The 16,939-nt window shown below is 69.4% G+C and carries 16 protein-coding genes and 2 pseudogenes; 10 read left to right on the top strand and 8 right to left on the bottom strand.

Going from position 1 to position 16,939, the window contains the following annotated elements:
• The first annotated feature begins 20 nt into the window (after positions 1 to 20).
• From AB0C28_RS41560 to AB0C28_RS41545, 4 genes are all read left to right on the top strand, one after another.
• Positions 21 to 380, top strand: a complete 360-nt coding sequence (locus tag AB0C28_RS41560) for a hypothetical protein (RefSeq protein WP_357858209.1) — start codon at positions 21 to 23, stop codon at positions 378 to 380.
• Positions 377 to 1,951, top strand: coding sequence for a multicopper oxidase family protein (locus tag AB0C28_RS41555; protein ID WP_358080923.1), 1,575 nt, complete (start codon positions 377 to 379; stop codon positions 1,949 to 1,951). The genes AB0C28_RS41560 and AB0C28_RS41555 overlap by 4 nt, the downstream gene beginning before the upstream one ends.
• 208 nt (positions 1,952 to 2,159) lie before the next feature.
• Positions 2,160 to 2,786 carry a DoxX family protein gene (locus tag AB0C28_RS41550; protein WP_357858216.1) on the top strand — a complete coding sequence of 209 codons (627 nt, stop codon included), beginning with the start codon at positions 2,160 to 2,162 and terminating at the stop codon, positions 2,784 to 2,786.
• A 32-nt stretch (positions 2,787 to 2,818) separates the two neighbouring features.
• A complete protein-coding gene (locus AB0C28_RS41545; RefSeq protein ID WP_358080920.1) occupies positions 2,819 to 3,061 on the top strand; it encodes a hypothetical protein in 243 nt (80 codons plus the stop codon).
• Between the two features lie 80 nt (positions 3,062 to 3,141).
• Here the strand turns inward: AB0C28_RS41545 and AB0C28_RS41540 are convergent.
• A pseudogene (locus AB0C28_RS41540) lies at positions 3,142 to 3,570 on the bottom strand (transposase); the annotation flags it as partial.
• 249 nt (positions 3,571 to 3,819) lie between these two features.
• Between AB0C28_RS41540 and AB0C28_RS41535 the strand changes: the two are divergent.
• Both AB0C28_RS41535 and AB0C28_RS41530 read left to right on the top strand, forming a co-directional pair.
• Positions 3,820 to 4,977, top strand: coding sequence for an alpha/beta hydrolase (locus AB0C28_RS41535; protein WP_358080917.1), 1,158 nt, complete (start codon positions 3,820 to 3,822; stop codon positions 4,975 to 4,977).
• A gap of 357 nt (positions 4,978 to 5,334) precedes the next feature.
• Positions 5,335 to 5,619, top strand: a pseudogene (locus AB0C28_RS41530) (transposase); the annotation flags it as partial.
• A 299-nt stretch (positions 5,620 to 5,918) separates the two neighbouring features.
• Here the strand turns inward: AB0C28_RS41530 and AB0C28_RS41525 are convergent.
• Positions 5,919 to 6,512, bottom strand: a complete 594-nt coding sequence (locus AB0C28_RS41525; RefSeq protein WP_357858225.1) for a TetR/AcrR family transcriptional regulator — start codon at positions 6,510 to 6,512, stop codon at positions 5,919 to 5,921.
• A 96-nt stretch (positions 6,513 to 6,608) separates the two neighbouring features.
• Here AB0C28_RS41525 and AB0C28_RS41520 point away from each other — a divergent pair, with 96 nt between their 5' ends.
• The 3 genes from AB0C28_RS41520 (at position 6,609) to AB0C28_RS41510 (ending at position 9,299) form a co-directional block, all read left to right on the top strand.
• The gene (locus AB0C28_RS41520; protein ID WP_358080914.1) at positions 6,609 to 6,734 is read left to right on the top strand and encodes a hypothetical protein; all 126 of its coding nucleotides are present in this window, start codon (positions 6,609 to 6,611) and stop codon (positions 6,732 to 6,734) included.
• Positions 6,731 to 8,962 (top strand): MMPL family transporter, encoded by a 2,232-nt coding sequence (locus AB0C28_RS41515; RefSeq protein ID WP_358080911.1) that lies wholly within the window; start codon positions 6,731 to 6,733, stop codon positions 8,960 to 8,962. The genes AB0C28_RS41520 and AB0C28_RS41515 overlap by 4 nt, the downstream gene beginning before the upstream one ends.
• An 82-nt stretch (positions 8,963 to 9,044) precedes the next feature.
• Positions 9,045 to 9,299, top strand: coding sequence for a twin-arginine translocation signal domain-containing protein (locus AB0C28_RS41510; RefSeq protein ID WP_357858234.1), 255 nt, complete (start codon positions 9,045 to 9,047; stop codon positions 9,297 to 9,299).
• On the opposite strand, the gene AB0C28_RS41505 is transcribed toward AB0C28_RS41510, so the two are convergent.
• Entirely contained in the window at positions 9,211 to 9,702 is a 492-nt protein-coding gene (locus tag AB0C28_RS41505; protein WP_358080908.1) for a hypothetical protein, read from the bottom strand. The two genes, AB0C28_RS41510 and AB0C28_RS41505, sit on opposite strands and share 89 nt — an antisense overlap.
• Before the next feature lie 385 nt (positions 9,703 to 10,087).
• Positions 10,088 to 11,215, bottom strand: coding sequence for a DUF418 domain-containing protein (locus AB0C28_RS41500; RefSeq protein WP_358080905.1), 1,128 nt, complete (start codon positions 11,213 to 11,215; stop codon positions 10,088 to 10,090).
• 131 nt (positions 11,216 to 11,346) lie between these two features.
• Between AB0C28_RS41500 and AB0C28_RS41495 the strand changes: the two genes are divergently transcribed.
• Entirely contained in the window at positions 11,347 to 11,949 is a 603-nt protein-coding gene (locus tag AB0C28_RS41495) for a TetR-like C-terminal domain-containing protein (RefSeq protein WP_358080902.1), read from the top strand.
• Between the two features lie 279 nt (positions 11,950 to 12,228).
• On the opposite strand, the gene AB0C28_RS41490 is transcribed toward AB0C28_RS41495, so the two are convergent.
• Genes AB0C28_RS41490 through AB0C28_RS41475 form a run of 4 tightly spaced genes read right to left on the bottom strand, consistent with a single transcriptional unit; the run spans position 12,229 to position 16,798 of the window.
• On the bottom strand, positions 12,229 to 13,383 hold the full coding sequence (locus AB0C28_RS41490) for an alpha/beta hydrolase (protein ID WP_358080899.1): 1,155 nt from the start codon (positions 13,381 to 13,383) through the stop codon (positions 12,229 to 12,231).
• Between the two features lie 12 nt (positions 13,384 to 13,395).
• The gene (locus AB0C28_RS41485; RefSeq protein ID WP_358080896.1) at positions 13,396 to 14,841 is read right to left on the bottom strand and encodes a S41 family peptidase; all 1,446 of its coding nucleotides are present in this window, start codon (positions 14,839 to 14,841) and stop codon (positions 13,396 to 13,398) included.
• On the bottom strand, positions 14,838 to 15,911 hold the full coding sequence (locus tag AB0C28_RS41480) for an ABC transporter permease (RefSeq protein ID WP_358080894.1): 1,074 nt from the start codon (positions 15,909 to 15,911) through the stop codon (positions 14,838 to 14,840). Before AB0C28_RS41480 ends, AB0C28_RS41485 begins: the two co-directional genes overlap by 4 nt.
• Complete coding sequence (locus AB0C28_RS41475) at positions 15,908 to 16,798, bottom strand: ABC transporter ATP-binding protein (protein ID WP_358080891.1); 891 nt, start codon at positions 16,796 to 16,798, stop codon at positions 15,908 to 15,910. Before AB0C28_RS41475 ends, AB0C28_RS41480 begins: the two co-directional genes overlap by 4 nt.
• Positions 16,799 to 16,939 lie beyond the last annotated feature (141 nt).

Genomic DNA, 16,939 nt, shown 5'->3' with positions numbered 1-16,939 from the left:
GACGGGCGGTGCTGGGCGTGATGCGTTGGATCGTCACGGCGCACACCGTCGCGATCTTCGCCCAGCCGGTGTTCGCCGGCCGCTACATGATCGGCGACTACGACATGCTGGCGCTGCACACGCTCGGCGCCGACCTGGTCACCTATTTCGGGCTGGCGCAGGTCGTGCTGTCGGCGGTGCTCTGGCGGCGAGCCGGGACGCGCTGGCCGTTCTGGGCGAGCCTGCTGCTGTTCCTGGGCGAGTCCGGACAGTACTTCGCGGGAGTGGCCGGTGAGCTGGACCTGCATTTCCCGCTGGGCGTCGCGCTCGCCATGTACGCGTCGATCATGCTGGTCGGGATCTGGCGGACAGCCGGAGAGCAGCCCAGGGGGCAGCGATGAGCAGGCTGTCCCGGCGCCGGTTCTTCAGCCTGACCGGCGGGGCGGGCGCGCTGTTCGCCGCCGGGCTCGCCGGGCCACGGCTGTTCGGATCCGCTGCGACTTCCGGGGAACTGCTCACCAGCAAAGTGCCGCTACCCGCGCCGTTCCAGGTCCCGCTGCCCATTCCGGCTGTGCTGGCCCCGATCGCGCGGGACGCGGACGCCGACCGGTACGAGATCGTCCAGCGGCAGACCACGGTGGAGATCCTGCCCGGACTGCGCACGCCGATCTGGGGCTACCAAGGCACGTTCCCCGGGCCGACCATCGAATCCCGCAGCGGCCGGACGGCGATCGTCCGGCACCGCAACGAACTCCCGGTACCGACCGTCGTCCACCTGCACGGCGGCCGCACCCCGTCGGAGTCCGACGGCTACACCACCGACCTGGTGCTGCCCGCCGGCGGCACGCACACAACGCACTCGCACGGCGGGCACACGGGCATGCAGGATCCGCACGCGAGGGTCACTCAGGGCATGCGCGATTACGTGTACCCGTTGCAGCAGCATGCATCGACGCTCTGGTACCACGATCACCGGATGGACTTCACCGGGCCCGCCGTCTACCGCGGCCTGGCCGGATTCCACCTCATACGGGACACCGAAGAGGACGCGTTGCCGCTGCCGCACAGCGAGCGCGAACTGCCGCTGATGATCACCGACCGAGCGTTCGCCGAGGACGGCTCGATGCACTACCCGTCCGTCGACCGGTCACTGACCACCGTGCACGGCGTCGAGGACTCCTACATCGAGGGGGTGCTCGGTGACGTGATCCTGGTGAACGGCGCACCCTGGCCGGTGGCCGAAGTGTCGGCGACCAGACACCGACTGCGGGTGCTCAACGCGTCCAACGCCCGCCGCTACGACCTCGCGCTCGACCCACCGCCACCCGGTGGCCAGGCCTTCACGCAGATCGGCTCGGACCAGGGCCTGCTCGACACGTCGCGCGTGCACGACCACCTCCCGATAGCCCCGGCCGAACGTTATGACCTGGTCGTCGACTTCGGCCGCTACCCGGTCGGCTCCGAGGTCACCCTGATCAACCGGCTCGGCACCGGATCGACTGCCCAAGTGATGCGGTTCCGCGTCGCCCGGCGCGACAAAGAGGACAGCCACATCCCGGACCGGCTCAGCGAAATCGAACCACTCGACCGCGCGCAAGCGACCGTGACCCGGGACTTCTCCTTCCGCGGCGGGCGCCTCGGTGACCGGCACGGCTGGACGATCGGCGGCCGGCCGTACGCGCCGTCCCGAATCGACGCCCGGCCCCGGCTCGGCGACGTGGAGATCTGGCGCTTCGTGGTGGACCTGCACCATCCGATCCACCTGCACCTGGTGAACTTCCGCGTGCTCTCCCGCGGTGGCCGCGCGCCCGGCCCATACGACGCCGGCCGCAAGGACACCGTCGATCTGCGCCCCGGCGAGGCGGTGGAGGTGATCACCCGGTTCGACGGCTACCGCGGACGCTACATGTTCCACTGCCACAACCTCGAGCACGAGGACATGGGCATGATGGCCAACTTCGAGACGATCTGACCGGCATGAAAGCACCGAATCCAGCGCCGGCGAACTGGCCCACGCCCGCGGCATCAGCGTGTCGGCGCGGTGCTTCCACGAGCCGCCCAGGCGCCATGCCCGCGCCGTACCGGTGAGGCGAATCCGTTGGAAACTTCCCCGGGAACCACAGCGAGGCCGCGACTTCGAACCGAAGTTGTGCACAACCCCTGTAAGGAGACTCATTAACATGCCAAAAATATTCCAGCGCACCAATGATAAGGCGGCCACCGTCGCACGAAGCGGCTGGAACTTGAGCCGAATCCGCCCCATCGCCTTTTGGGCCACCACGTTTATCATCGTCTTCGAGTTGGCTGCTGGATCGGTGTGGAATCTTGTACCGATCGAATGGATGGAAGTCCAGATGCGCCACCTGGGATACCCGCGCTACTTCGTCTACATTCTCGGCGTGTGGCAGGTCGGGGCGGCCGTCGCGATCATCGCGCCCGAGCTCCGGCTGATCAAGGAATGGGCCTACGTGGGCGCCTTTTTCCTGTGGTCGAGTGCCGTGGCGTCGCATCTGATACTCGGCGACGGTCTTCAGGCGTGGGGGGTGCCACTGATGTTCGGGGTGTGCGCCATCGCGTCGTGGGTACTGAGGCCTGCCGACCGTCGGCTCCCGGCGACGCGGCTACGTCGGGACCGCCCTGCCGACGCTGGACAAGATGGGGCCGGTCCGCCGGAAACCCGTCCTCGCGCGTGGGCCGTTCCGATCGGGCTCCTCGTTGTTCTGTATGCCGTTTCGTTCCTCACGCTGCCCGCGGCCGAAGCCATGACGCACGAGTGGGCAGTTGAGAACGGCTGGATCGACGAGTAGCGGCCTTGAAGGTCTCGACGTCTCGCCGACACATGGTTCCGCGACAACCGATCCGGCTGCAGGCCCAGGGCAAGACCGTCATGCTCCTGTCCGCCGACAAACCCCAAGTCGCGGCCGACATCGCCGCCGCCGTCAGCATCGACGACTACCGCGCCGCGACCATGCTGCCCGAGCACAAGCCCTCCGCCGTCACCGAACTGCGCACCCGCCACGGATCGATCGCCCTGGTCGGCGACGGCATCAGCGACGCGCCCGCGGCGGGTGGCGCTCGATGAACGGAGCTCGCCGCTTGGCATGACTACCGCGAGGCCACATTTGAGAGGGCATTTGATTTGAGTAGGTTGCGGCTTATGTTCTAGTAAGTGCCGCGCCAGGTTGGGGTGCTTTCGTCTTTTATGCGCTTTGTCAGGTAGTTGATCGACACGATGTGGATCATGGCTTGAGAGCTGGCGGGCAGGGTTTCATAATCGCGGGTTACCCGGCGATACAGCATGAGCCAGCCCAAGCTGCGTTCGACGACCCAGCGGCGTTTGACGACGTGGAATCCGCGGGTTTCGGCTTTTCTGGAGACGACTTCGACGTCGATGCCTAACGTGGCGCCGTGTTCGATTGAGGCGTTCTTGAAGCCGGTGTCGACCCAGGTTTTGGATATCGTCGGGTAGGCGCTTTTGGTTTGGTCGAGGAGCCCTTTGCCGATCACGTTGTCGGACAGGCCTGCGGCGGCGACGGCCACGGCGAAGATGATGCCGAGCGTGTCGGTGACGATGCCGCGCTTGCCACCGACGTTGCTCGTCCTCGGTGGCGACGGCCACGGTTGTAATAGCGCAGGATCTAACAGAGGCATTCTAAGTGAGCACCAGCCGCTGAGGTAACGTGGGCTGATCTTCCAAAACTTAGGTACACAGGTTGAATTCGCAGAGCCGGTCATGGGTGGTCAGTGCTCTCACCACCGTACTGGCGGGCTGCTCCCAGCGTTGTAGCTCGGTCAGTCGTTGATCCCGGTGTGGTAGTGGCAGAAGACTCCACCTGTGGGATGACCCGCACCAGCGGCTGGACGACCATTGCGGGTTATGAGGACCCCATTGAGGTTCGTCCAGGCAACGCGCCAGGCCGCCATCGAGACGCTGCCGTGACTTCAGGCCAGATACCGAAGGGTGTCGCAGCGGTGCCCAAGCGAAGAGTCATCAAGATCTTCAGAGTGGTGCTCGCTGTCCTGGTCGGGATCCCGGCCGCGGTAGTCGCCGGGCTGCTTCTTTGGGACGGCAGCATCGACACCGGCCCGCGCCGGGAGCTCTTCCCCGGTGTCCAGATCGACCTGCGGACGGCCCAGACGCGGCGTGGCCCGATCGAGTACGACCTGTACGGTACGGAAGGTCCGGTGCTGCTGTCTGTTCACGCCGGGCTCGGCGGAGCCGACCAGGGACGACTGTTCGCCGGCTGGCTGCAGCAGGACGGGTTCCGCATCCTGAGTCCTTCGCGGCCCGGTTACCTCGGCACGCCCTTGGAGAGCGGCCGGACCAACGAGGAGCAGGCCGACCTGCTCGCCGCGCTGCTGGATGAGCTCGGCATCGACCGGGTCGGAGTCCTCGCGGTCTCGGCCGGGAGCCCGGTGGGCTACACCTTCGCCGCACGCCATCCGGATCGGATCTGGGGGATGGTCTCCATCGGCGGAGTGAGCAAACAGCAGCCCCCCGGTAAGCCGAGCTCGTCACTGCGGAGAACGTTCCTGAACACCGTCGGGCAGAAGCTCACCCGGCTGACGGCGATGCTCTCGTTCGAGACCGTGGTCTCGGCGACGTTGGACGAGACCAGCACCTTCAACGAGGAACAGCGGGCCGGGCGGCTCTCGTACATCATGAACACGCCACGCGTGCGGACGCTCTTCGAGGCGATGTTCGAAACGACATTTCCCTACGAGGAGCGCTGGCCGGGCACCGACAACGACGCGGCGCAAGCCCGGCGCGGCGGTTCTCCTCTGGAGCGGATCACGGCTCCGACATTGGTGATCCACGGAAGGCAGGACGGCGATGTGTCCTTCGACCATGGAGAATACGCGGCCGAGCGGATACCCGGCGCGCAACATTACTGGATGGAGAATGAGGATCACCTGGGCTTCTGGCTCAGCCCCAGGGCGGACCAGTCACAAGCCGTGGTGCGGACGTTCCTGCGGCAACACGCGCCGCGCGAATGAGTCGTCGGCTGCTACCGATAGTCCGTTAGATCAAGATTCTGGCTGGGCGGGGATGGTGTCGCGGGGGCTCCCGAGAAGGGAGCCAGGCGATGACCAAGCCCAAACCTGCTCCGCCCGCGCCAGGGGCGCTGGAGGGGTAGGCGACCAGGTTTGATGATCTGTTCACTCATCTGGGGCAGCGGCGCGGGGTCCGGGAGTATGTGACGGGGTTGCCGGCGCCGCGGAAGCGGAACAAGACGGCCGCGGCGCTGGCCGGGGCTGAACCGGTGGCCGGGTCCAAGAGCGCGGCGGCGCAGCGGGGGCAGTATTTCCTGTCGGAGTCGTGCTGGGATCCCGAGCGGGTTCAATGCCCGGCGGGTGGAGTTATTGCCGGCCGAGGCGGCGACCGCGTCCCATCCGGATGGGGTGTTGGTGATCGATGACAGCGGGGACCGCAACGATGGGAAGGCCACCGCGCATGTGGGCCGCCAGTGGCTGGGCCGCCTGGGCAAGACCGACAACGGCATCGTCACGGTGAGCACGCTGTGGGCTGATGAGCGGATCTACTATCCGCTGCATGCCCGGCCCATCATTTCGCCCTGGACCAAGCCGCCCCGCTGCGTCCTGCCCCGGACCCGATCACGGACCCGGGGCGAATCAGTGACCTGCACATACGCCGACGAGACCGGCTCGGCGGCGTCCTTCACGAGTACGCACATGCCGCTTGACCTGCACGGATGTAATTTCGGCGGGCGCACCCATCACGCCCTGATGAGGCTGCTCGGGCACCGCGACTGGTGGCTGCCCCGCCCGCTGGCCCCTCCCGCGCCCGGCCCCGCCGACGCCCGATCCCCAGCCGGAACCCGAGCGCGTCGCGCGCTCATGGCGTTCACCGGTCGAGCGGGCGCACGGACGCCGCCGGAAAGGCTTGCCCGATTGTCCCCTGGCACCTGGCGGCGCGCTCAGCTCAGGTACCGCACCAGCATCAGTCGCAGCTCGGCCACCAGTTCCGCCGCCCGTTCCTGCGTGGCCGTGGTGATCATCGGCATCACCGCCTTCACCATGGCCAGCGCCATCGTCCCGGTGAGCAGCGCCCGCTCCTCCGGCAGCCCGGGAGTGCGACGGCGCAACATGGCCGCGATGTGCCCCGCGATGGCCTCGTGCAACTGCTGCGAGGCCGCCGCCAGCCGATCGCCGGTGGCAGTGCCGTACAGCAGCGACCAGTACGCGGGCGAGGCCGTCTTGAACGCCACACTCTCATCCACCAGCCGCTCCACCAGCGTCTCCAGCGGCACATCCGGACTGACGGCGGCGAGCTGGGCGGCCCAGAACTCCTGCCGGTCATCGGTGTAGCGCGTCACCAGCCCGTCGAGGATCTCCTCCTTGTTGCGGAAGAACTGATACAGCGACCCGGGCGAGATCCCGGCCCGCGCGGCCACCTGGTTCGTCGTCAGCTCCAGGTAACCCACTTCGGCGACCACCAGTTCGGCGGCGTCGAGGATCTCGGCCATGCGCTTCAGGCCGCGCGCCTGCCGACGAACTGAGCGTTCAGGCATGGCCGACCTCCTCGTTGACAAATGCGAGCATTTACTTGTATTTCTAGGCTCGGCAGAGAAACACGAGCAGTTTACCGAGTTTCCCCGGGAGACCCCATGAGAACCGTGCTCGTCACGGGCTGCGGCAGCTTCGGCACCGACATCCACTCCCGCTGGTGGTGGCGCGAGCACGATCAGGAGAGCTTCGAGCGCCTCCTCGACGTCCTGGGACTGCGCCCGTGACGGCCGTCGGCGCCCCGGCCAGGCACTCCGGGGAAATGACGGTGGGGCCGCCGCTGCGCAGGCTCGGGTTCCTGCTCGTCCGCCGTCGCCGGCTGGTGCTGGCACTGGCGCTGGCCGGGCTGATCGCCGCGGGCGTGCTGGCGGCCGGCGCGGCGTCGGGGTTGTCGCTGGCCAGGTTCGAGGCGCCCGGTTCGGAGTCCGACCGGGCGCAGGCCGAGCTGGCCGGGCGATTCGGCACCGGCAGCCCGGACATGATCTTTTTGGTCACCGCGAGGCAGGGCACCGTGGACGACCCGGCCGTGGCGGCGGCGGGTCGCGAACTGACCGCCAGGGTCGGCCGCGAGGACGGCGTCGCCGAGGCCGCCTCGTACTGGACCCGCGGCAAGCCCGCGACCATGCGCAGTACGGACGGCCGGCACGCGCTGATCGTGGTGCGCGTCCCCGGCGACGCCGATCACGTGCGCTCCCGGGTGCTGCCCGTCCTGGTGCCGCGGATCACCGCCGGTGACGACCTGCTCCAGGTCCGTGCCGGGGGCGGCGAGGAGGTCTTCCGCGAGACCGTGCCGCTGGCCAGGCAGGACTTCGTCCGGGCGGAGCTGGTGATCTTCCCGGTGGCGTTCGTGCTGCTCTGGCTCTACCAGCGGCGCGCGATGGCGGCTCTTGTGCCGATCCTGGCTGGGGTGTTCGCCATGGTGACCGGGCTGGCGCTGCTGGGTGGCGTCCTGCTCTGGACGGAGATCTCCACCTTCGCCCTGAATCTGACCCTGGCCATGGGCCTGGGGCTCGGCATCGACTACTGCCTGTTCGTCATCCAGCGCTTCCGCGAGGAGATCCGCGACGGGCGGGACCGGGCGAGCGCGATCGCGGGGGCGGTCGAGCACGCGGGCCGTACCGTGCTGTTCAGCGGCCTCACCGTGGCCATGTCGCTGGCCGTTCTGTTCGCGCTGCCCTTCGACTTCCTGCGCTCGTTCGCCTACGCGGGCATCGCCGTGGTGATCGGCGGCCTGGTGGCGGCGGTGCTCGTGCTGCCCGCCGTGCTCGCCACGATCGGCGGCACGCTGCTGCCCAAGTCCACGCGATCCGAGCCCGGAGAGTCGGGGTTCTGGCACGGGCTGGCCGTGCGCGTGATGCGCCGCCCGCTGGTCTTCGGGGGCCTGGCGACGGCGGTGCTGCTCCTGCTCGCCTCACCCTTCCTCGGGCTGCGCTTCGGCGTCGCCGACGACCGCATCCTGCCGCCGGAGGCCGCCTCCCGGCAGACGCAGGAGGTCATCCGCCAGTCGTTCCCGGCCGAGGAGACCGACGCCATCCAGATCATCTCGACAGGTCCGGCGGCGGGCGACATATCCGCGTACGCGGAGTCGCTGTCCCGGCTGCCGGGCATCGCCCAGGTCGACTCTGCCGCCGGCTCCTTCGCCGGGGGACGCCGCGTGGGCGACGGCGACCCGATCCGCTTCCGCGGCACCACCGCGACCGAACAGGGAACCTGGTTGTCGGCAGTGCCCTCGGCCGCCGCCCTGGCCGACGACCCGGTACGCCTGGTGGCGGCCGTCCGCTCCATCGAGCCGCCCTTCGAGGTACTGGTCGGGGGTTACCCGGCCGAGCTGTCGGACTACCGGGCCTCGGTCGTGGACCGGCTCCCGCTGGTGCTGGCGCTCATGCTCGGCGTGACGTTCGCCGTCCTGTTCCTCATGACACGCAGCCTCATCATCCCGCTCAAGGCGACGCTGCTGAACGTCCTCAGTCTCGGCGTCATGTTCGGCGCGATCGTCTGGGTCTTCCAAGACGGTAACCTGTCTGGCCTGCTCGGCTTCACCCCGACCGGGACCCTCGACCCAAGCATCCCGATTCTCATGCTCTGCGTGGCCTACGGGCTGTCGATGGACTACGAGGTGTTCCTGCTGTCACGCATCAAGGAGGAGTACGACAGGACCGGCGACACCGAGCGGGCCGTGGCCGCCGGCCTGCAGCGGGGCGCGCCGCTGATCACAGCGGCGGGCGGGATCCTGGCGCTCACGTTCGCCGCCTACGCCCCGGCGCGGGTGACGTTCGTGCAGATGCTGGGCGTGGGCATGGCCGTGGCCGTGCTGGTGGACGCCACCGTCATCAGGGCCGTGCTGGTGCCGAGCCTCATGCGCCTGGCCGGCCCGCTCAACTGGTGGCCCGCAGGCGCGCCGCGGACGCTTCTCCACCAGCCTGACCGTGCTACCGGCCCGGCAGGCCCGGGTTGATCCCGGCGAGCGGCTGACATTCGGCCGCCACCGGCGGTGCCGTACAACCATCCCGGAAGCACGAGCCACATTCCCCTGACGGTTGACGCGGCGTAGGTTCCTCGCCGCCACCGGTGCCGGTACGGTGGCCGGTGGACTGCTGACGACCAGCTCGACGGTCAGAGCCATGGGCAACTCGACGAGCAGGACCGGCGTGGCCGCGCGGGACCTCACCCAGGTGGTGCTCGCGGCCTTCGAGCACCATCGGCTCATGGCGATCGGCGAGTCGCACGGCCAGCAGGAACCTGGTGACGATCAGCAGCTGCTGCTGGCGGATCCGCGTGCTCTCCCGTGGTGATCAGCATCAGCTTGGCGCCCCAGTAGAAGGCGTGGTGGGACTGGTCCATGCCGTAACCGGCGATCTCGCCCAGGCTCGACCGGTTGACCGTCACCCGCGAGGCGCCGCACCGGACCGGAGTGCCGTCCATCAGCCGCAGCGGTTCGTGCCAGGTGGGGACCTGGCGGGCGATCCACAAGGCCGCCGCCGACATCTGCGGGCCCAGCTCGCGCAACTGCCGGTTGCAGACGGCCTGGGAGGGGAACCGCGGGAACAGATGACCGATCCGGGCCGCCGCGATCCGCAGCCAGTAGCGCTCCTGATCACAACGCAGCAGTACCTGGGCCATCGCCACGACCACCGCCTCGGCCGAGGTCAGCACCGGGGGCCGGCCCCGCCCGCGAGGCCCTCCCCGCGAAGGCATCACGTGATCGTCCAGATAGACATAGAGTGCGGTCAGAAGGGCGTCCAAGTCTGTCTTCACACACCGGCCATGGACGCCCTTCGTCACGCCCGCAGCCGATCACCGAAATGTGACTTGGATCGCTGGATGACGTGATTTTGGGATCGCTATTTGTCGCGGCCCGATGGCGCGTCGGGACTACTACCGCGACCTGTCGGAGACGGAGCTGCGCGGGCGTGAGGACTTCGTCATCGAGGGCGGCTACCTGAGGCGCGGCCGACCGGCCAGCAGCAGGTCTTCGTCGGCGAAGCCCAGGAATCGCCGGAAGACCATTAGCTCAGCGTAGCCGGGCTGATGGTCACCCCTTGAGGACCTCGGCGGTCCGCCGGTCACCGCGCGTGCGAGCTTATGAGCCGTACGTCAGTCGGCGCAGCGCGGTCTCGGCCGGTCCCCGCCGTCCGCGGAAGGCCGCGGCCAGCACCACGGTGGTCAACCAGGCGGCCACGGCGATCCCCGAGGCGGCGGCGTCCCCCGCCTTGGCGCCGAGACCGCCCGCGTACGGCGCGAACACCGCCACGAAGATCACCGACTGCAGCAGGTAGCAGGTCAGCGACCACTGCCCGCACGCGGCCAGGGCGGCGACCACCGGGCCTGGCGCCCCGTGCCGCATCCGGCTCACGGCGAGCCCGACGATCGCCGCGTACCCGAGGCCGCCGACAATGCCGGTCAGGCTGTGCAGCACGTACGCGGCCACGGAGACCGCCATCGAGGGCGCCCAGACCCGCGTGTCCACGAGCATCAACGGCAGCCCGCCGACGACCGCCACGCCTACACCCACGATCGCGACCCGGGAGAGCAGCGGCCGATGGGCGGCCGGCTCCTCGAGCAGCCGCCGGCGGGCCGCCCAGATGCCGAGCAGGAACGCCGACACGACGCTCACCGCGAAGTAGGTGGGCGTCATCCCCGACCAGCCGATCAGCCTCATCACCAGCGCCTCCATCGGGTCGGCCATGGCCGCGGGCGTGTCGCCCTTGGGAGCGGAGACGGTGAGCAGGCCGAACGCGGCGAGTATGACGACGTGCAGGGCCAGCCCGACGCCGGCGGCCCACAGCAGGGCCCGCTCCTGGCGCCGGACGAACCCGATGAGGACGAGCCCCACCAGCCCGTACGCGCCCAGGATGTCGCCGAAGAACAGCAGCAGCGCGTGGCAGAACCCGAACGCCAGCAGCCACAGGCTCCGGCGCCGCAGCACCCGCCGCGTCTCCGGCCAGCTCTTGCCCGCGGCGAGCTGTCGGTTGGCCAGTTGGGCGAGGCCGTAGCCGAACAGGGCGGCGAACATGGGGAGGGCCCGCCCGTCCACCAGCAGGATCTGGAGCCCTGCGACCAGCCGGTCGACGAGGCCGCCGTCGAGGGCGTAGCCGCGGAAGCCGGTCTGGTGGCCGGACAGGTACATGTGCGCGTGGGCGACGGCGATGAGCAGCAGCATGAGGCCGCGCGCGAGGTCGGGGGCGAGCGCGCGATGAGTGAGCGGCACGGCGCCCCCGGAGTGGACAGGGGCAGGTGGGGCTAAGGACATGACTCTCCTGAGGAAATTAGATACATGAACTGTAGCTAATAAGCCCCACGGTAAGCTACAGCCGTGTACTTAAGCAAGCGGGAGTGAGGATGGGCGATCACAACGCGCGGACCCGGCGGCGTGGCGAGGAGCTCATCAGCGCCATCCACAAGGCGGTCCTGGAAGAGGTGGCGGAGGTCGGGGTGGCGCGGCTGACCATGGACGGCATCGGCAAGCGGGCGGCGACCCCGCGTACCACGCTCTACCGCCGCTGGTCCGACCCCGTCGAGGTGCTGCTCGACGCGCTCCACCACCTGCATCCGGTCGAGGAGCCCACGCCGGGCGCCGACGACCTGCGCGGCGACCTGATCCGCGCCCTGCGGCTCATGGTGGACTGGATGCTCAGCCCGGCCGGCCGCGCCGTCGCGGCCATCCTCACCGACCCGCAGCGCACACCGCAGATCTCACAGGCCCTGTTCGAGCGGGTCTTCGCCGAGCGCGGCGGCACGTTCACCAGCACCGTCCTTCGGCACTACGCCGAACGCGGCCACTTCCCCATCGAACTGCTCACCCCGGTCGTGGCCGACATCGGCGAGGCCCTGGTGACCAAGCGTATGATCGACGCCGCTGTCCCACCCAGCGACGACGACCTGGCGGCCATCGTCGAGCAGGCCATCCTGCCCGCGATCGGCCTCGGGAGGACCAGCTCATAGGGAACAGTCGGCAAGGAGACGCCTGCCATGGGCCCGATACGGCACCCCGGCTGGTGCCAGCGGATCGCCGAGATCGGCGGTAGCCGGGGCTGGACGATCACCGAAGATCTGAACTGAGCCGGTTCTCGTGGTTGGTGGAGGCACTTCTCCACCATTCGAGACCCCGCTCCACGAAGACCTGCAACAACTCCAGAGGCTCGCGCTCGGCGCGGTGCACCCGGGCCAGGCAGGCATTCGGCGTCTTCAGGATCCCCTGAGGGCTTCAGGGACGGCTGGGCCTCAGGATGGAGCGCAGGTGGCGGGGCAGAACTTGGCCTCGGGGTAGCGCGAGGACGGTTTGTCCAGCAGGGACTGCCGCTGGAACTTCAGGTGCTGGTCGAGGAAGGCCGCCACGTAGGTGCGGGTGAGCTCGGCGGCGCGCGCCGCTGGCAGGACGCCAGCGGTAGGTGTGATGCCGAGGGCGTCCGCCAGCAGCGGGGTGTCAGTGAAGGACTGATGTTCGGTGCCCGACAGTACGATCCAGCGTTTCCAGCCGGTGAGCAGTTTCCAGTCGCGGTCCCACGTGGGGGCGGAGCCTCCGGAGATGTGCCGCGCCGAGCCCAGGAACATGAACGGCCGGGAGAAGCCGCTCTTGGGGATCCGGGCGTAGGTGGTGCCGTCGATGTCGATTCCGGCCCGCACGCGGGGGTCTTCGAGCATGGTCGCCATGGCGCTGGACCCGCCGATCGACTGGCCGGCCATGGCGATGCGGGAACGGTCGATCCGGCTGGAACCGTCCCACTTCGAGGGCAGCTGGTCGAGCACGAACGAGACGTCGGCGGCCCGGCCCTGAACTAGTCCGGCGCCGAAGCCAGGATCGGAGTTGCTGTCGCAGGCGAGGCATTCGGCGATGCGCCCGTCGGGAAAGGTGGTGGCGTAGCTTTCGTAGGTGTGGTCGATGCCGGCCACGACGTAGCCGCGGCCGGCCAGATCCTCGGCCAGCGAGGTGAGAGTGCTCATCGGCTTGGTGAAGCCGGGAGAGAGCACCACCAGCGGTAGTGTCTTGCCTGCGGGCTCGGCGTCTTTGATGGCGTTCGTCCGGGTCTTGCTCAGCGTGTCGTACGGCGCACTCGCGATTCCGGTGCCTCTCAAGAGGAGCTCGGATTCCTTGGGCGTCATATACGGAGCGCGCTGCCCGTCGCCCTGCTTGGCCGGGTACCACAGGGTGACCTTGAGCTCTCTGGCTTTGGCGTCGAGGTTCCAGGGGTCGGGGCGGGAGGTGTCCTTGAGGTAGAGGACGGTGGTGCCGACCAGGTGGGGGCCGGTGGGGGCGGGCAGGGTGGCAGGGCCGGCCGGCGTGGGTGACACGGCAGCGGCCCTGGGCGGGGTGGGCGCGGAGCAGGCGGACGCGGCGAGGAGGGCCAGCCCCGCGGCGACTGCCAAGAGGTGTCTCATCGGAAGATCCCTTCACTTGTGCAGCAGGGTCAGGGCCTTGGCCAGGGCGGGGTCGCGCCCGGCGGCCGCGTCTGCGGAGGTCAGGGGCACGTGGTGGTCGGGCGGCACGCCGATCCGGTCGATGACCTCACGGTTCGGGCCCAGGTGGTGTTTGTCAGGAAGGCTCAGGATGGTGTTGTTGGCGAGCAGGTACGGCTGCGCCGGCCCGGAGATCATGCCAGCAGTTCGTGTGCCGACCAGCAGGCCGGCCCTCAGGTCCTTGACCGCGGAGGCGAAGTGCTCGCACGCCGAGGCGCAGCCGCGGTCGGTGAGCACCACCAGCGGCAAGCCGAGCAGTACGACGGTGTCGTCGGTGCGCAGGCTCTGGCAGGTGTCGTCGGCGGTGCAGTGATAGGCGGTGACCTTGCCGCGGGCGAACGCGCTCAGCAGCCGGGTCGCTTCCGTGGAGCCGCCGCCGCTACTGCTGCCGCCGCGCAGGTCGAGCACGACGCCGGACAGTGTCCGGCCCTTGCGCAGCCGGGAGATCGCTCGCAGGATCCGGTCCGCGGAGTCGGGCACGAAGCCGGTCACCCGTACGTAGGCGATGCCGTCGTCCATCAGCTTCGACCGCACCACCTGCAGGGCGGCCAGATCCCGCTGGTAGAGGCCGGGCTTGAGCGTCACGCTCCAGCGGCGGCCGCTGCCCTGCCGCAGGAGACGCAGCCGGACCGGGCGCGCCTGGGGGTACTGCGGGTAGAGGGCGGCGATCGCGGGGGTGGCCTTGTGGTCGATGAAGGGCGCCGAACCGTTGATCGATTCGATGACGTCGCCGGGGCGCAGCCCGGCGGCCTGCGCCGCGCCGCCCTGGACGGAGGTGACGAACAGCGGCGGTACGGCGGCGTCGAGGTTGCCGTCCGCCTGCGAAGCGTTGACGTTCGCCTCGAAACCCAGGCCGTAGCCGTCGCCGTCATAGTAGTCCGGCGGCTGCTTGACATCGTGCGCCCAGGAGGCGTGGTGATCGAGGGCGGCCACGATCGCTCCGAGGGTGGCGACGGCGAGCTTGTCGCGCAGGTCGGGCACCTGATCAGTGATCTTCCGGTAGACGGTTTCGAAGGCGGCCCAGTCGGCTTTGCGGTCGCCGTTCAGCGCCGGCACAGCCGCCTCGGGCAGGTCGCGTCCGTTGCGGTTGAGCTCCTGGGTCAGGGCGGCGAACCCGGCGGCCAGCAGGGAGCGGGCGTCCAGTGTGGCGCCGCTGTGGTAGTTGCCGAGGATGCAGGAGTACGCCTGCTCGATGACGTCGATCGTGGTGGCGCTCTCCTTGCCGGGGGCGCCCTGGGGCGGCGCGCAGACCGTACCGGCCGCCGTGCTCGTCTCGCCGCGCGGCGGCGCCGGCGCGGTGCAGGCCGTCATCAGCAGGGACGTCAGGAGGAGGGCGAGGGCGGCGGTCGCGGTCCTGACGCCTGCCGTGAAGGCGGTCATGACAGGCCTGTCCGTATCCGCCGGAAGCAGAGCCAGGTGAGGGCGAGCGTGAGCAGGGCGTAGGTTCCGGTCTCGATCCCTTGGAAGGGCCAGAACCGCTCCAGAGGCTGGTAGGTCGCCTGCTGCCGGTAGCCGAGCCGGTTGATCTCGGCTGTACACGCGTCGGCGCCCAGTCCTGCCCTGGGCGCGCAGGGTCCCGACGTCGTGGAGACCGGGACGGACCGCGCGATCGTCGAGGACGGCCCCGAGGCTCGATCGCCGCCGACGACGCGTCCGGACGGATCGACCAGGTCGCTGGACAGGACCCAGGCTCCCGCGTGACCAGGCACCGCCGACGTACTCAGGAAGACTTGCATGGCTCCGCCCTGCCGGCCTTGCGGCACGATGCCTTCCACGTTCGTCCGGCCGAGCTCGAATGTCGACGTGACCGGCGGCATCAGGTGGGGCCGGACCAGCAGCGGCATGGCGAGCTGAATCGCGGCGAAGGCGACCAGGGTGACAGCCATGGCGGGCAGGGTGCGGCGCACCAGCACGCCCAGGGTCACGCCCAGGACGAAGGCGAAGACCGCGTACCCCATCGGCGTGATGCCACGCGCGCCGAACACCACAGGAGCCATGCGCGCCATTTCCGGAACGGCTGACTTGTCCAGGGGGTCGGACCACCAGGTCACCGCAAGAGCGCACACCCCGGCGGAGGCCATGGCGGCCAGGCCGATGAGCCCGAGCTTGACCGCCAGCCAGCGGGCCCGAGTGATGCTCTGATTCCACACCAGCAGGTGCGTGCCCGCCTCCAGCTCACGGGTGACCAGCGGAGCACCCCAGAACAGCCCGGCCAGCGCCGGCAGGATCAGCACGACGAGGGTGAGGGCCAGGAAGGGGATCTGGTACTCGCCGAAGAACCGGTCGAAGAAGTCGGTGCAGGTGTCGTTCGGGGTGCAGTCGGCGATCCCGGCGGCGTAACGGGAGGCCAGACCCGGGCCGGTCACGGCCAGCGTGATACCGAGGACGAGGAGTACGGCGGCCGTCATCGCGGCCGAGCCGCGGAACTGGCGCCAGGTCAGCCAGATCATCCCTGCACCTCTTGAGTGACCCGCCGGTGCTCAGCGGTGCGCCGGTCCATGTAGGCCAGCACGAGATCTTCCAGACTGATCCGGCTGACCGTCCAGGCGGGGTCGTGCATCGGGTCACCGGCACGGACCACGAACGCGCTCTGCCGGTCGGTGTGCCGGGCCGAGACCACGTACTGGCCGGCGGGCAGCCTGCCGGGATCGCAGCGCGGGCCGGTGAGCCGGTAATGGGTGGCCAGCAGATGGTCGGTCCTGCCGGCGATCTGGACGCGGGAGTCGACCAGCACGACCAGGTAGTCGCAGGCCCGTTCCAGGTCGGAGACCAGGTGGGAGGAGAGCACCACGCTCAGCTTGCGCTCGGCGGCGGCCTCCATCAGGTGCTGCAGGAACTCGTGACGGGCCAGCGGGTCGAGGGCGGCCGCGGGCTCGTCGAGGATCAGCAGGTCGGGGCGTTTGGCCAGGCCCAGGGTGAGGGTGAGCTGGGCGCGCTGGCCGCCCGACAGCTTACCCGCCCGATGCGCGGGGACGAGACCGAGCCGCGCGATGCGTTCACGCGCCATGGCCCCGTCCCAGCGGGGGTTGAGCCGGGCTCCCAGCCGCAGATGTTCGGCAACGGTCAGGCTCGCGTAGACCGGGGTGTCCTGGGCGACGAACCCGACCTTGGCCAGCTGCGCGGGCGTGCTGCCCGGCCGGCCGCCGAGCACGGAGATCCCGCCCGCGGTCGGTTCGAGCTGGCCGCCGGCCAGCTTCAGCAGGGTGGACTTGCCGGCTCCGTTGGGACCCACCAGCCCCACGATGTGGCCGGCAGGGATGTCGATGGTGCACTCGCGCAGCGCCCAGCGGCTGCCGTATTTCTTGCCCAGCGCCTGGGCCTGCAGGACGGAAGTCACGCTATGTCCTCCTGAGCAGCGGTTCGAAAGGATGGTCATGAACAGCGCCTCGATCGTCGAGGCCGCCATCCGGGGCCGCGACTGCACCGCGGCCTGATGCCGGGAACGAAGCTAGGCGCCGCTCCTGCCGGTGCGCTTCGG

Source organism: Nonomuraea sp. NPDC048892, from assembly GCF_040649735.1.
GTDB lineage: Bacteria > Actinomycetota > Actinomycetes > Streptosporangiales > Streptosporangiaceae > Nonomuraea > Nonomuraea maheshkhaliensis.
Note: the sequence above shows the minus strand (reverse complement) of the source record. Positions and strands in the feature narration are given on the sequence as shown.

Excerpts from the sequence above, each read along its gene's own strand:
- AB0C28_RS41525 (WP_357858225.1), bottom strand. The coding sequence starts at position 6,512 with ATGCCTGAACGCTCAGTTCGTCGGCAGGCGCGCGGCCTGAAGCGCATG.
- AB0C28_RS41535 (WP_358080917.1), top strand. The coding sequence starts at position 3,820 with ATGACCCGCACCAGCGGCTGGACGACCATTGCGGGTTATGAGGACCCC.
- AB0C28_RS41490 (WP_358080899.1), bottom strand. The coding sequence starts at position 13,383 with ATGAGACACCTCTTGGCAGTCGCCGCGGGGCTGGCCCTCCTCGCCGCG.
- AB0C28_RS41495 (WP_358080902.1), top strand. The coding sequence starts at position 11,347 with ATGGGCGATCACAACGCGCGGACCCGGCGGCGTGGCGAGGAGCTCATC.
- AB0C28_RS41545 (WP_358080920.1), top strand. The coding sequence starts at position 2,819 with ATGGTTCCGCGACAACCGATCCGGCTGCAGGCCCAGGGCAAGACCGTC.
- AB0C28_RS41520 (WP_358080914.1), top strand. The coding sequence starts at position 6,609 with ATGAGAACCGTGCTCGTCACGGGCTGCGGCAGCTTCGGCACCGACATC.
- AB0C28_RS41505 (WP_358080908.1), bottom strand. The coding sequence starts at position 9,702 with ATGCCTTCGCGGGGAGGGCCTCGCGGGCGGGGCCGGCCCCCGGTGCTG.
- AB0C28_RS41555 (WP_358080923.1), top strand. The coding sequence starts at position 377 with ATGAGCAGGCTGTCCCGGCGCCGGTTCTTCAGCCTGACCGGCGGGGCG.
- AB0C28_RS41560 (WP_357858209.1), top strand. The coding sequence starts at position 21 with ATGCGTTGGATCGTCACGGCGCACACCGTCGCGATCTTCGCCCAGCCG.
- AB0C28_RS41550 (WP_357858216.1), top strand. The coding sequence starts at position 2,160 with ATGCCAAAAATATTCCAGCGCACCAATGATAAGGCGGCCACCGTCGCA.
- AB0C28_RS41485 (WP_358080896.1), bottom strand. The coding sequence starts at position 14,841 with ATGACCGCCTTCACGGCAGGCGTCAGGACCGCGACCGCCGCCCTCGCC.
- AB0C28_RS41480 (WP_358080894.1), bottom strand. The coding sequence starts at position 15,911 with ATGATCTGGCTGACCTGGCGCCAGTTCCGCGGCTCGGCCGCGATGACG.